Genomic DNA, 13560 nt, shown 5'->3' on the forward strand with positions numbered 1-13560 from the left:
CTATTTTAAGAGGCTCTTAACAATCAATCGGGTAAATTGGACATTTCCTTTTTCATTCATATGGACATTATCACCAGCAAACCAATCCTGATGGGCAGCACTTTGCGCGTGCCAATCCACCACATGCACATTGGAATGTTTCCGCGCCGCTTGCTTGATTTGACGATTAACTGTCCGTTCCCAAGCCTTAGTTGGTACGTGGGCGGTTACCCAGTAAATCTGGTGACCCTTACCAATCGCATCAATAATTTCATTAACCGTATCACCCGTCATGGCACCATTGGTTCCTAAGTTTAAAACCACATTTTTATTTAAATGGCCATTGGCTTTCAGATCCCTAATTACTGCGGGCGCGTCACTTCCCTGACGACCAACTTTTGCTTCGACATACGCGTGAGGCATAACCTGCTGAAGACTATCAGAAGCGTCCGCCATCACTGAGTCACCAACTGCTGTCACCTTTAGCTTAGCCGCTCGTTTTAATTCACCCTTGGTTAAGCCATACTTCTTTTGTAATGATTTACTATTCACATTGACTTGCGGTGTCTTGCCCTCCGCAATTAGCTTATTGCGGACAGCAGTTGCATGCCGACTCTTTTTAATCCGCGTCTGAACGGCCGTATTTTTAGGTGCCCGGTCTGGTGTCGTAAACCCAGCAACCGCAACAAAAAAGACCACTAACGCCGGTGCAATGGCTAACCATTGCTTCCAGCCACGTCGTTTAACATCAAACCAGTTCACAATCGTCAATGGTAAATCCCGCCATTGATAGTGGCGCAGCAGCCGTTCCAAAAACCGGTATGATAATTCACTAATTAAAACAATTAATAAAACTTCAACGATTGCATTTAGCATTGGATGTGCTCCTATTTGGACCTTTGCTTCATAAAAAATCATGACTGGGTATTGGTAAACATAAATTCCGTAGGAACGTTCGCCAACCCACTTAAAGAACGGATTGGACAACCACTGGTTCATGTCAGCGCCTGGATGAACAATTGTGGCCAGTAATAACATCCCAATCAAACTGTAGAAAAACATGAGTCCATGGTAAGTCCGTGCGCTTTGTCCATTTACCACAAAAAAGCTTACTAACGTTAATACCAAACTTCCTACGCCTACTACATTTAAGAACCTACTTTCGCTGGTACTTAACCCCATACGCAGCTTTTCTCGTGGCCAAATAAACGCCAGCCAACTACCTAGTAATAATGAAAAAGCTCGCGTATCCGTCCCGTAGTACACTCGATTAATATTTTGCGGATCATATAAAATCCCCATTTCGATTGCAGAAAGAATCGCTAAGCTTAACACAATCCATTTAACTGCCCGCTTCCCAAGAAACCTTAGTAATAAGATTAAAATCAGCGGCCATAAAACATAAAATTGAACTTCAACCCCTAAGGTCCATAAATGGGTAAACGGCGATTCGCCACCAAAACGGTCAAAGTAAGATTGCCCATTAAAAATTTCCCACCAGTTATATACCCACAATAGATTAGTCACAATGATCGCCTTAATGTGGTGCAATAATTGGCGCTGAAAAAGTGTAATGTAAGCCGTCGTTAAAACCAGCATGGTGACTAAGACTGGGTAAAGACGACTAAACCTGCGGCGATAAAAGCTCAATAAATCAACACCGCCCCGGTCCCATTTTTTGAGTAGCTGATTAGTCACAAAGTATCCAGAAATCAGTAAAAATAATGGTACCCCTAAAAAACCACCGACCATCACATTAGGTAGTAAGTGGTAAATAATGACCCCTAATACGGCAAGGGTCCGCATCCCATCAACACCAGTAACGTATTGATGGCGACGCGGTGGCAATTGATGTTCTTCAAAAGCTGGGCGCATGGACCAGGACTCCTCCTCAATTAATACGAATAAATACTTTATTATTATAGTCAGAAACCCGGCTGGCGTACAGACCATTTCTTGATAATACAAGATTAAATTCAGTTAACTGAACTTTCCTTTTAGCTTGGACCATTTCCCGAAAGGGTTGGGGGGTTAACTAAAAAAGATCACCAAAGCACTGCTTTGATAATCTCTTACTCTCCTTAACCAACATGATTTTCTGCAAGGATCGCTTGGACTAGTTTTTCCATCTCCGGGGTCTTCTTCCACTCTTCCCAATGATCCATCGATTCATCTTGCATCTGGTAGTGGCTATTAATGTAGTCTTCATATTTAATCACATTTTGTGAATGCGGAATGTTAAGCTTCAAAATACGCACTTGAGTAATAAAATTACGTTCTGCCGCTAGTTCAGCCCGCCCATTATGGACCATGTTGCCAATTTCATAATATTTACTACCATCTTTACGCGTAATTTCTTCAATTAAATCTAATGTTCCTGGTTGGTCCGCCATGATAATTCACCTCACTCTCTATCATAACAAAAAACCACCGCCAGGGGGACGGTGATCGGCATAAGAGAGAAAGAGAATTGATTAGAAGGTAATTATTAATACCTTATGTTTGTATAATAGAACCTTTGTAAGCGCTGTCAATAAGTTCTACAAAAAAACGACTATTCAGCATAGTCGTTCATTTTTGAAATATTATTGGACAGTAACGGATTTGGCTAAATTCCGCGGTTTGTCAACATCCAAGCCCTTCCCTAGGCTAGTGTAGTAAGCTAATAATTGAGCTGGCAGGACACTTAATAAAGGTGTCAAAAGCGGATCAACATCTGGAATCACAATTGTATCATCTTCCTTTGCGAGATGCCGTGCCGCAATCGTCAACGTATTAGCGCCTCGTGCTTCCGTTTCTTCTAGATTACTGCGGGTTAAACCAGCTGTCCGATCCTGGGTAACAATCCCGATTACTGGTGTGTTCTTTTCAATTAAAGCAATTGTCCCGTGCTTCAGTTCCCCAGAAGCAAACCCTTCAGCTTGGACATAGGAAATTTCCTTCAATTTCAGCGCTGCCTCTAATGAAACAGACCAGTCAATTCCTCGTCCAATGTAAAAGGCGTTCCGTGGCTTTGATAAGTAATGGGCAGCTAAGGATTCAATCTTGTCTTTGCTGTCAGTAATTGCTTGCATCCCATTGGCCACAATTCCCAATTGCTGTTTTAAAGCAAAGTCTTGCGCTTCTGGAATCTGTTTAAATTCACCCAAGGCCTTAGCTAAAATTGCTTCGACGGCAATTTGAGCTGTGTAGGCTTTAGTTGAAGCCACCGCAATTTCTGGGCCAGCGTAAAGCAGGAGAGTATAAGTGGCTTCCCGCGACAACGTCGATTTATCAACATTCGTAATCGTTAAACTTGGCCAGTGATGTTCGTTCACGTGAACCAGCACTTCTCGACTATCAGCCGTTTCACCACTTTGGGATAGAAAAATGAAGAATGGCTTGTTCGAAAGCAATGGTTGTTCATAAGCAAATTCGGAAGAAATGTGCACCGTTGTTGGTGTCTTCGTCAGGCGTTCGAACATCCGCGCTCCAATTAATCCAGCATGATAGCTTGTCCCAGCACCAACGATGTAGATGTGATCAGCATCAGCCATGTCTTGGAGCAACTTTTCGTCTAGTTGTGGTTGATCATCCTTAAAGTACTTTTGCACTAATTTACGCATTACCGCTGGCTGCTCGTCCACTTCCTTTAACATGTAAAATGGGTAAGCACCCTTATCTGCAGCGCTTGGATCCATATCAACAGTAAAAGTATCCCGTGTTTTTTCATTACCATCCAAGTCTTCGATCTTAACCGCATCTGGCTTGACGATTACTAATTCGTGATCGTCAATCTCCATAAAACGGTTAGTCTGCTTCAACATTGAAGTGGCATCAGACCCAACCATATTGTAGCCATCCGCCAATCCAACTAGTAATGGACTCTTGTTTTTAGCTACAAATAATGTATCTGGCTGTTCCCGATCCATCAATACGAACGCATAAGATGAGTCCGGACTGATCAACCGAAGCGTCTTCAGCAAAGCTGACTTAGTATCTAAATTATACTTGGTAACAAACTTATCAACGAGCTGCACAATGACTTCCGTATCCGTTTGGCTCTTAAATTGAACGTCTTCTAAATAATGATCACGCAGTTGTTGATGGTTTTCAATGACCCCGTTGTGAACTAAGTAGAAACGGTTGTCGTTGGAGTATTGTGGATGCGCATTAACCTCATTTGGTTCTCCGTGCGTTGCCCACCGTGTGTGCCCAATTCCGGCAGTTCCTTGAACTTCCGGTGTGAGAGCTTCTTCTAAATTGCTAATCCGTCCTGGACGTTTAACAAGGTAGTCATGACCCTGCTGGTCATTAACATAGATTCCTGCAGAATCATAGCCACGGTATTCCAACTTTTTTAAACCATTAATTAAAATTGAAACACTATTTTTATTTCCGGTTACACCGACAATTCCACACATAATGATGTTCCATCCTTTGAATTAAAATTCCATAAATTGGTATAGATAACTTCTAACAACCAATTTATCTGTCAACGTTTAGACAATAATAATATAGTATAGATATTCACAAGGATTGTCAATGTTTTTTAATAAAATTGGTCTACAATGTCAAACGATTATCATCAAGCCAATTCGTAACTTTTTCACTTCTTTTTCCATATGAAAAATGCCCTGCATTTCGACTAATCCAAACACGGGGCATTATTTTTTTCTTTAGACTTCTAGTTCTGCCTTGGCAACCGCTGCAATCTTCATGACATAATCATGAACTAATTCTTTAGTTGGCGCCTCAGCCATGATCCGTAACAATGGCTCCGTCCCGCTTGGTCGTACCAAGACCCGGCCATCACCATTCATTTCCGTTTCAACTTCTTTAATTACTGTTTGTAATTTGTCATTGTTCATTGCGGCTTGCTTGTCAGCAACCCGAATGTTGACTAATTCTTGCGGATAGGTTGTCACATCAGCGGCCAGTTCAGCAAGACTCTTACCAGTTAACTTCATTACTTGCAGTAATTGCAGTGCAGTCAGCATTCCATCACCAGTTGTATTGTGGTCGAGAAAGATAATATGGCCAGATTGTTCACCACCAAGGTTATAACCGTTCTTCAACATCTCTTCAACCACATACCGGTCACCAACTTTAGTCTTCACACTCTTCATACCATGTGCTTCCAGGGCTTTATACATTCCCAAATTACTCATCACTGTTGTTACCACAGTATCCTTCTTCAGACGACCATTTTCATCCATATTCTTACCACAGATGTACATGATCTTATCCCCATCGACAATGTTACCTTCGGCATCAACGGCAATACAACGGTCACCGTCACCATCAAAAGCAATTCCCAGATCAGCTTGGTTTTCAACCACCGCCTTTTGCAATCCTTCTGGATGCGTTGACCCACAATTTAAATTCGTGTTGAGCCCATCTGGCTGGTCGTTAATTGGTACAAAGTCGACTTCAACATCCGCAAAAAGGTTAGAAACAAAGTCACTCGTGGCCCCATTAGCCGCATCAACAACCACCTTGAGCCCATTCAATTCTGTTGAAATCGTTTGTTCAAGGAATGACGTGTACTTTAATGCGCCTTCCTTGTAATCTTCAACCACACCTAAGCCATCATCGGAAGGGCGCGGTAAATCATCATTTGGTGCATCAAGAATCTGCTCAATTTCATACTCTAATTCATCAGAAAGCTTAAAGCCGTCGCTACCAAAGTACTTAATTCCGTTATATTGGATTGGGTTATGAGACGCCGTAATCATTACCCCAGCATCCGCTTCTTGGGCCCGAACTAAGTAGGCAACGCCGGGTGTCGTGACCACTCCCAGACGCAGCACTTCGATTCCAACCGAAAGAAGGCCAGCTACCAAAGCGTTTTCCAACATTTGACCAGAAATTCTAGTATCTCGAGATACTAAAACTTGAGGACGTTTCCGTTCTGAATGACGTGTGAGTACATAACCACCAGCACGGCCAACCCGAAACGCTAATTCAGGGCTTAAATCTTTATTTGCAACTCCCCGCACACCATCTGTACCAAAATATTTTAACTTCATTCGTTTACTCCTATCTAAAGTTGATTAATCATTACTACTTGCACTGCTGGATGAGCTCTCCATATTTGAAGAACTATCATTATCGCTGTTCGAACTAGCACTATTACTACTGCTGCTGGAACTAGTTGGCTCATTATTGCCTTGTTTTGAAACAGGAACTTCCACATTGATCGAACTTGGCATAATCACAACGTTAACTGTCCGGCCCTTTTTGTCAACCGCTTGCAGTGTAACCTGCCGGCTAAAGTTACCGTGGGCGTCCCTTGGCACGTCAACGTATGCAATCACCCGAGCAACGCGCTTTACTTGGTTCCGGGCACCAGTGATTTGCACCGTCTTCAAAGCTGGTCGTGGAGTACCAACATGGTAATTACCATCCACTGACTTTGAATTCAGCCGAACGTCGACTGGTGCGGTGACCGTACTCCGTGGCTGGATATTGACTTTAATTTGTTGCGGCTTAATCGTAGAGCGCAACTCTGAATTCAGTCCACTCTCCTTTAAGGTTACGGTATGAGTACCGATCCCCAACTTCGTTAAATCAGCGTAAACTTTAAAATTCTGGGTATTTGATACCGTCGTTACCATTGCAGATGGGCCCGAGACGCGGACCTTTACATATTGCGGATAACCAGTTACCACATACTTTTGCGAGTTCATTTTTAACTCCAGTGGCATTCGGATACTCATCGTTTTATTTGACATGAGAGCATTCCCACTATCTGATCCCCGGGTCGTTTGGCGTAAAAAACCATTTTTCTCACTATTGACATACATAAAAAGAAAAATAGCCAAGATTAATGAGGCAATTCGCATAAACCAAACGCTACCAAAGATTGAACCTTTTTTACCGTTCACTATGCTTCCCTCCTTGCCAATGAATCTTAGTTAATAAATAACCGAATAATCCACGATCCTTATGTTCTTCCTTCTTTTTATAAAGATGTGCCCGCATAAACTTCAAGTAATCTTTCTGCGACATATTGCGGAGTAGTTCATTATCTTTTGTAATGGAAACTTCCCCTGTCTCTTCAGAGATCACAATTGTCAGAGCATCAGTGACTTCACTAATCCCAACCGCTGCACGGTGACGAGTCCCCAATTCTTTTGGAATCAGCTTACTGTCTGAGAGTGGCAGATAAGCAGCTGCAACAGCGATCCGGTTGTTCTTGATAATCACCGCACCATCATGCAGTGGTGTGTTAGGAATAAACGTATTGATTAAGAGCGCACCAGTAATATCTGCGTCCATTGGAATTCCGGTCTCAATATATTCTTCCAATCCGGTATCCATTTGAATACTAATCAAGGCACCAATCCGCCGTTTGGACATATACTGAATTGCTTGATCAAGCTGCTTAATCATTTCTTCTTCTTGCTCGTTGGCTGTCTTGTTCCGGGCAAACAACGTGCCCCGGCCCAAATGTTCCAGCCCCCGGCGAATTTCTGGCTGAAAAATTACGACAATCGCGATGACACCCCAGTTAATAACCTGGTCCATTAACCAAGAAACGGTACTCAAACCAACATACCAACTGACGATCTTAATTAGGATAATCACCAGAATCCCCTTAAAAAGTTGGATGGCTCGTGTACCACGAATGAGCATAATTAGCTCATAGATTAAAAACCAAATGACTAGGATATCGATTAAGTTAATCAAGTTTCGCCACGTTAATAAAGTAGCGATTGTTTGCATTGAACTAACCCTCCGATCCTAAACTACCGTTTAATTATATCATCTTCATCACCGAGCGCAATTATCGTAAAATCACTTTGTTTCACGTCACCGTCCGTTATAATAGTCACTATGAGAGCAAAGGACGTGATTACAATTCAAACAACTCGTTTTTCTTACCGCTGGCAGCTGAGGGGGTTCTTCTTCCTGTGGATCATCTTTTTAAAGCTGGTCATGAAAGCTCCGTATAATTTTATGGCTTTTAATACTTTCTTAGGTTACATTCCCATTGAAATTAGCTTTCATTTGCCAAGACTCGCTGATCGACGGTCACTACTATTCTGGTTAACGTCATTAATCTGGCTGCTTTTCTATCCAAACGCCCCATACGTTTTAACGGACCTCTTCCATCTTTCCTGGTTGCATCCACATACCAATGTCAGTGGGATTTTAAAATCGACGCCATCAATTTGGTTAATTTTTGCCATCATGATCATTAGCGCATTTTGTTGTGTATTGATTGGCTCACTAGAATTACTGAATACCAGCGGATTAATTGCAAAGGTATTGGCACCCCATTATCCACAACTTCGTTACCTTTTAATGGTCATCTTTGCAACCTGCTCAAGTATTGGAATCTATATCGGTCGATTTCTCCGGCTGCATTCCATCTACATGCTCATCACCCCTAGCTGGTTCTGGCGACAAATTTTATCTGTAATGACGTGGAACGCCTGTCAGTTCATTATAATTTTAACTGTTCTCCAGTTAATCATCTGTTGGTTTGTTCACCTATTGCTCGTATTACGAAATTAAAAATGACGATGTCATAATAAATATTTCTAACATAAAATACGAATAGGGCTCCAGTGCTCGGTAAACCGAACTCTGGAGCCCTATTTATGCTCTCTAAAAACTAACTACGTCTCAACGTGATGAGAAGCAGAAACCAATGATGGATTCTGTTTCGTTCACTTTTCTAATCCCGGCCAATAATCCGGACTTCTGTTTCCAAATCAACACCAAATTTTTCCTTAACCGTTGCTTGAACATGATGAATAACGTTCAAGTAATCCGTTGCCGTTCCATGATTGATATTCACAATAAAACCAGCATGCTTTTTAGAAACCTGGGCCCCGCCTGATGTGTAACCTTGTAAACCAGCATCATGAATCAATTTACCGGCGAAATAACCTTTCGGCCGTTTAAAAACACTCCCGCATGATGGCAGGTCTAATGGTTGCTTGGCTGCCCGGCGCGCATTTAAATCATCCATTTCCGCCTTAATTGCCGTAAAATCACCTGGTTGTAAGGCGAAGTCGGCAGATAACACAATTAAATGCTGGTCCTGGACTGCACTATGTCGATAGCCGAAATCAAGTGCTTGATTATCTAAATCAAAGATTTCACCCGTCCGGTTCATCACCGTTGCTTTGGCAACTGCATTTTTTGTTTCGCCACCATAAGCCCCGGCGTTCATAAAAACAGCACCACCGACACTCCCCGGGATTCCAGCAGCAAATTCAATCCCGCTCAAGGAGTGGTCGCGAGCAACTTTTGTGACTTCGATATACGCCGCACCAGCGTCAGCGGTAACCGTTTGGCCATGAACGGTAATGGACTTCATTGCCGTTAAAATTAACACTAATCCAGCAATGCCACCATCTTTAACAATTAGATTGCTGGCGTTACCCAGCACCATAATTGGTAAGTCATGTCCCTTAGCAAAAGTTACCAATTGCCGAACTTGATCAACATTCTTCGGAAATGCGACCCAATCGGCTGGGCCTCCCGTATGAGTAAAGGTATATTTTGCTAATGGTTCATTCTCTTTAATATCGATTTCTGGAAAACGTGTCTTAATATTTTCAGCCATTTTTAATCGTCCTTTGTTTGTTGATATTTAATATTGTATCATTATAAAATTAGATTTAAAAACAATTCCACATCATGACTGGAGGTCTTTGAACTTTGAATTTTATTGCCATGGACTTTGAAACTGCTAGTCCAAAAAGATATAGTGCATGCTCGTTATCGCTGGCGATTGTACGAGATAATCAAATCGTTGATGAATTTTATTCATTGATTAATCCCCAAACACCCTTTAATTGGCGAAATATTCAAATTCACGGCATTCATGAACGTGATGTAGCAAATGCCCCCATCTTTCCTGAAGTATGGAAACATATTGCGCCATTCTATACTCCAGATAAATTAGTTATTGCTCATAATGCCACTTTCGATAATAGTGTTTTGAAAAACACCTTGGAACATTACAAGATCACACCACCAGCCTACCAAACTCTCGATACCCTGCGCACTAGTCAAAAGCTCTTGCCGCGATTACCTAATCACAAATTAAATACGGTGGCTGATGCATTAAAGATTGAGCTAAATCATCACCACAATGCTTTAGATGATGCCCAAGCATGTGCTGACATTCTCATTAATCAGGTCGAACAGTTTGGCCCAAGTCGATTAAAACCATTTGTTAAAATGCTCGGCTAAAAAATGCCACAGAACTTCAATTGCTTTTTTGCAAGTTAAAGTTCCGTGGCATTTTCTTAATGATTTACAAATTCCATCAGAATGACGTCTTGCTGTATCCTACGACTATCTTTATGGGAGGCCGTACTCGTTTGAATAAAACCTAACTTTTGATATAAATGACGGGCTCGTGAATTATTTTTGAAAACATCCAACACTAAATGGGCTAACGAACTATAGTTTTGAAACCAATAAATCGCTTCATTCACTAGGAGAGTGCCAATCCCATGATTCCAATACTTTTTCAGGACTGCAACCCCTAATTCACCTGCGTTTGCTTCTTCATCAACCTTTGTAATTGTGACGATACCGACTGGTTCTTGATCCAGCACTGCCAGTAATACTAAACAATCACTGCGAACACTCATCTCGTGAAGAGCAGCCTGTTCGTCAGCCACCGTTAACGACGATAGATGGTCAATCATAACCACTGCCGTTTCGCGATTAATTTGTCGTAGAAGCTGTAATACTGCCTTGGCATCTTCAGTCACTGCCATTTTGAGCGTTACTTCTTTGGTATCGCTCATAGTGCATCCACCATTTTGATAAAATGATCGCCCCGCGGTTCAAAAGTCAGTACTCGACTATTTTCATCATCGGTCCGACGAAACGTAATGGCCAAAAATTCATCAGGCAACTCCTCTTCAGCAAATTGTGCCCACTCGACCACGCTGACACCGTCGCCATCAAAATACTCATCCAATCCTAAATCTTCAGCTCCACCATTCTCCAGTCGGTAAGCATCCATATGGTAGAGTGGTAGCCGCCCATCCTGATATTCGCGAATAATGGTAAAGGTCGGACTCTTAATAACTTCACTAACACCAAGTCCCTTGGCAATCCCCTTCGTAAAAGTGGTCTTACCAGCACCTAAATCACCATTTAAAACAATCACGTCTCCAGCATGCAGAAATGGCGCCATTTTATCGCCTAAGGCAATGGTGTCTTCACGACTATTTAATGTGATTCGTTTCATACTAATCAACCTGGGCTGCTGTGATAATTGCGACTTTGTAAACTTCGTCTTCGTTGGTACCCCGGGAAAGGTCAGCCACCGGTGCATTCAAGCCTTGTAAAATTGGTCCAACTGCTTCAAACCCGCCAAACCGTTGCGCAATCTTATAACCGATATTTCCAGCCTCCAAACTTGGAAAGATAAAGACATTCGCGTGACCAGCCACCTTTGAATCGGGAGCCTTCAATTGACCAACCGTCGGTACAAATGCTGCATCAAATTGTAATTCACCATCCACAGCTAATTCTGGTGCTTGTTTGTGAACCAGTTGGGTAGCTTCTGCAACCTTTGTAACCATCTCACCCTTGGCAGATCCCTTGGTGGAGAAGCTCAGCATGGCCACTTTTGGATCAAGTCCAAATAACTTCGCCGTATGAGCACTTTCCATCGCTACTTCTGCCATCGTTGGTGCGTCCAGTTCAATATTAATGGCACAATCAGCGAAAACATAGCGTTCTGCACCCTTTTGCATAATGAATGCACCACTAATCCGCTTGGTCCCAGGTTTAGTCTTAATAATTTGCAAAGCTGGACGAACCGTATCACCAGTGGCGTGAACAGCGCCAGAAACCATCCCGTCCACTTTTCCCATGTACACTAACATCGTGGCAAAGTAACTAACGTCTTCCAACATTTGGTCCACTTGTTCTGGGGTATTCTTACCCTTCCGCCGTTCTAACAATGCATCATGCATCGCTTGCTTATCATAAGTTGCCGGATCGATAATCTCAATTCCAGTTAAGTTCCAACCGTGATCCTTAGCAACTTGTCCTAAATCGGCTTCGTTACCAAGTAGAATTGGTTGTAAAATTCCGTCATTATGCAGACGAATCGCTGCACCCATGATTCGTTCATCATTACCTTCTGGGAAAACAATCGTCCGTTGTTGTCCTTTTAAATCATTGGCTAGTTTTTCAAAAATATCCATGATATCTCCTCCTAATTTGTCTGAATATCAACGTGAGCTGGCAGTTGCCAATCAATTGGCTGTTCACCCATTGCTTTTAATGCTTCATTCGTCCTGGAAAATGGACGGGACCCAAAAAAGCCCCGACTAGCAGAGAGTGGACTTGGGTGAGCGGATTCCAACACAATATTAGTGGTTGTATTGATTAAGGCTTTCTTAGCTTGTGCTGCCCGCCCCCACAAGATAAAAATAACTGGCTCAGGGCGGTTAGAGAGTGCCTGAATTGCAGCATCCGTTAGTTTTTCCCAACCATGTCCCCGGTGTGAATAGGCTTGACCATCACGAACCGTCAAAACCGAGTTCAAAAGTAATACCCCCTGATCAGCCCACTTTTTTAAGTAACCATGGTGGACTGGTGGATACCCGAGGTCATTTTGGAGTTCTTTATAAATATTTTGTAAGGATGGCGGTACCTTTACTCCTGGCAAAACCGAAAAACTGCACCCATGCGCTTGGTGAGGGCCATGATAAGGATCCTGACCTAAAATAACAACTTTAACTTTACTAAAGGGGGTCCATTCAAAAGCTTCAAAAATGTGATGCATCTCCGGATACACCGTGTGATGCTGATATTCCTGAATTAAAAACTGCCGTAATTGCTGATAATAATCGGCTTCAAACTGCGGTTTTAAAATGGGCCACCAATCATTATGAATAATTTGTTTCAATGCTGTCCACCTCGTAAATATTTTACCATATTCCATCTTTAAACTCTCTTTAGAAAACTGTTCAATTAAAAGTTCAACTGGTAAAATGAATTTAAACGACAAACGTTGGAAAAGCGGTGAATGAAATGCGGACCTTGTACCTAAAAAACCGGGCAAATGATCATTCAGCAACCATTATCCATGATAACTTCGATCAAGCATGTTATCTTCTGACTGGTAAGTGGGGACTTAGGAATGATGCATTGTCGCTTTATACAATGCAGGGACAGTTATTAGCAGAACTTAAACAACTATCACTTGGCTTGATGCCCAAGTTTGCCATTTACCAAAATCGGCAACGAATCGGCACCATTGGTAAATCATTGGGCTTTGTTCGTGAATTCATTTATATTCATGGCCTGAATTGGGTCATTGTTGGTAATGCCTTTACTAATCACTATCGTGTTTTTCGCAATAACCACTTAGTATTTACCATGGAACCAGAGCAAAATGGATTATATTGCCGTATTACCATTAATCAACAGGCAGATGAACCCATTGCAATTTTAATTGCCAGTGTTTTAAACCACTGGGCTAATAAACATGCTACCGCCAGAAAATGGCAACGGAGTCACGGTTGGCGTTGGAACCGAAATTCGCTTCCGCAACTTGGTTGTTGTAAAACCAAATAATAAAACGGTCAGAAGCAGCAAAAT

Annotated in this window: 14 protein-coding genes; 3 read left to right on the forward strand and 11 right to left on the reverse strand. The window is 42.2% G+C overall.

The genetic code is table 11. From position 1 onward, the window contains the following. The 6 genes from HMPREF0501_RS05650 to cdaA form a co-directional block, all read right to left on the reverse strand. Complete coding sequence (locus HMPREF0501_RS05650; RefSeq protein WP_006916940.1) at positions 1-1854, reverse strand: acyltransferase family protein; 1854 nt, start codon at positions 1852-1854, stop codon at positions 1-3. Positions 1855-2060: 206 nt separating this feature from the next. After that, a complete protein-coding gene (locus HMPREF0501_RS05655) occupies positions 2061-2372 on the reverse strand; it encodes a hypothetical protein (RefSeq protein ID WP_006916943.1) in 312 nt (103 codons plus the stop codon). Between the two features lie 192 nt (positions 2373-2564). Then, positions 2565-4382, reverse strand: a complete 1818-nt coding sequence (glmS, locus tag HMPREF0501_RS05660; RefSeq protein ID WP_006916945.1) for a glutamine--fructose-6-phosphate transaminase (isomerizing) — start codon at positions 4380-4382, stop codon at positions 2565-2567. A gap of 255 nt (positions 4383-4637) precedes the next feature. Continuing rightward, complete coding sequence (glmM, locus tag HMPREF0501_RS05665) at positions 4638-5990, reverse strand: phosphoglucosamine mutase (protein ID WP_006916947.1); 1353 nt, start codon at positions 5988-5990, stop codon at positions 4638-4640. A gap of 24 nt (positions 5991-6014) precedes the next feature. Next, positions 6015-6848: a YbbR-like domain-containing protein gene (locus tag HMPREF0501_RS05670; RefSeq protein ID WP_006916948.1), complete on the reverse strand. Its 834-nt coding sequence runs from the start codon at positions 6846-6848 to the stop codon at positions 6015-6017. Beyond that, the gene (gene cdaA, locus HMPREF0501_RS05675) at positions 6838-7689 is read right to left on the reverse strand and encodes a diadenylate cyclase CdaA (protein WP_006916949.1); all 852 of its coding nucleotides are present in this window, start codon (positions 7687-7689) and stop codon (positions 6838-6840) included. The genes HMPREF0501_RS05670 and cdaA overlap by 11 nt, the downstream gene beginning before the upstream one ends. A gap of 126 nt (positions 7690-7815) precedes the next feature. On the opposite strand from cdaA, the gene HMPREF0501_RS05680 reads away from it, so the two are divergent. After that, positions 7816-8484 carry a DUF1361 domain-containing protein gene (locus tag HMPREF0501_RS05680; RefSeq protein ID WP_006916950.1) on the forward strand — a complete coding sequence of 223 codons (669 nt, stop codon included), beginning with the start codon at positions 7816-7818 and terminating at the stop codon, positions 8482-8484. 163 nt (positions 8485-8647) lie between these two features. Here the strand turns inward: HMPREF0501_RS05680 and murB are convergent, their stop codons facing one another. Then, entirely contained in the window at positions 8648-9544 is an 897-nt protein-coding gene (murB, locus tag HMPREF0501_RS05685) for a UDP-N-acetylmuramate dehydrogenase (protein ID WP_006916951.1), read from the reverse strand. 95 nt (positions 9545-9639) lie between these two features. Here murB and HMPREF0501_RS05690 point away from each other — a divergent pair, with 95 nt between their 5' ends. Further along, a complete protein-coding gene (locus HMPREF0501_RS05690) occupies positions 9640-10176 on the forward strand; it encodes a 3'-5' exonuclease (protein ID WP_006916953.1) in 537 nt (178 codons plus the stop codon). 56 nt (positions 10177-10232) lie between these two features. Here HMPREF0501_RS05690 and HMPREF0501_RS05695 read toward each other — a convergent pair whose 3' ends face one another. The 4 genes from HMPREF0501_RS05695 to HMPREF0501_RS05710 are packed head-to-tail and all read right to left on the reverse strand — an operon-like array spanning position 10233 to position 12865. Beyond that, positions 10233-10742, reverse strand: a complete 510-nt coding sequence (locus tag HMPREF0501_RS05695) for a GNAT family N-acetyltransferase (protein ID WP_006916954.1) — start codon at positions 10740-10742, stop codon at positions 10233-10235. Then, complete coding sequence (tsaE, locus tag HMPREF0501_RS05700) at positions 10739-11191, reverse strand: tRNA (adenosine(37)-N6)-threonylcarbamoyltransferase complex ATPase subunit type 1 TsaE (protein ID WP_006916955.1); 453 nt, start codon at positions 11189-11191, stop codon at positions 10739-10741. Before tsaE ends, HMPREF0501_RS05695 begins: the two co-directional genes overlap by 4 nt. Position 11192: 1 nt before the next feature. Beyond that, on the reverse strand, positions 11193-12158 hold the full coding sequence (gene pta / locus HMPREF0501_RS05705) for a phosphate acetyltransferase (RefSeq protein WP_006916956.1): 966 nt from the start codon (positions 12156-12158) through the stop codon (positions 11193-11195). Between the two features lie 11 nt (positions 12159-12169). Further along, entirely contained in the window at positions 12170-12865 is a 696-nt protein-coding gene (locus HMPREF0501_RS05710) for a uracil-DNA glycosylase (protein ID WP_006916957.1), read from the reverse strand. Positions 12866-12990: 125 nt separating this feature from the next. Here HMPREF0501_RS05710 and HMPREF0501_RS05715 point away from each other — a divergent pair, with 125 nt between their 5' ends. Then, entirely contained in the window at positions 12991-13536 is a 546-nt protein-coding gene (locus HMPREF0501_RS05715) for an LURP-one-related/scramblase family protein (protein WP_040456044.1), read from the forward strand. Positions 13537-13560: the final 24 nt, after the last annotated feature.

The organism is Limosilactobacillus coleohominis 101-4-CHN (assembly GCF_000161935.1).
GTDB lineage: Bacteria > Bacillota > Bacilli > Lactobacillales > Lactobacillaceae > Limosilactobacillus > Limosilactobacillus coleohominis_A.

Bases quoted from the DNA above. Each gene is read 5' to 3' on its own strand.
- tsaE (WP_006916955.1), bottom strand. From the start codon at position 11,191: ATGAAACGAATCACATTAAATAGTCGTGAAGACACCATTGCCTTAGGC.
- HMPREF0501_RS05655 (WP_006916943.1), bottom strand. From the start codon at position 2,372: ATGGCGGACCAACCAGGAACATTAGATTTAATTGAAGAAATTACGCGT.
- cdaA (WP_006916949.1), bottom strand. From the start codon at position 7,689: ATGCAAACAATCGCTACTTTATTAACGTGGCGAAACTTGATTAACTTA.
- pta (WP_006916956.1), bottom strand. From the start codon at position 12,158: ATGGATATTTTTGAAAAACTAGCCAATGATTTAAAAGGACAACAACGG.
- glmS (WP_006916945.1), bottom strand. From the start codon at position 4,382: ATGTGTGGAATTGTCGGTGTAACCGGAAATAAAAATAGTGTTTCAATT.
- murB (WP_006916951.1), bottom strand. From the start codon at position 9,544: ATGGCTGAAAATATTAAGACACGTTTTCCAGAAATCGATATTAAAGAG.
- HMPREF0501_RS05715 (WP_040456044.1), top strand. From the start codon at position 12,991: ATGCGGACCTTGTACCTAAAAAACCGGGCAAATGATCATTCAGCAACC.
- glmM (WP_006916947.1), bottom strand. From the start codon at position 5,990: ATGAAGTTAAAATATTTTGGTACAGATGGTGTGCGGGGAGTTGCAAAT.
- HMPREF0501_RS05650 (WP_006916940.1), bottom strand. From the start codon at position 1,854: ATGCGCCCAGCTTTTGAAGAACATCAATTGCCACCGCGTCGCCATCAA.
- HMPREF0501_RS05695 (WP_006916954.1), bottom strand. From the start codon at position 10,742: ATGAGCGATACCAAAGAAGTAACGCTCAAAATGGCAGTGACTGAAGAT.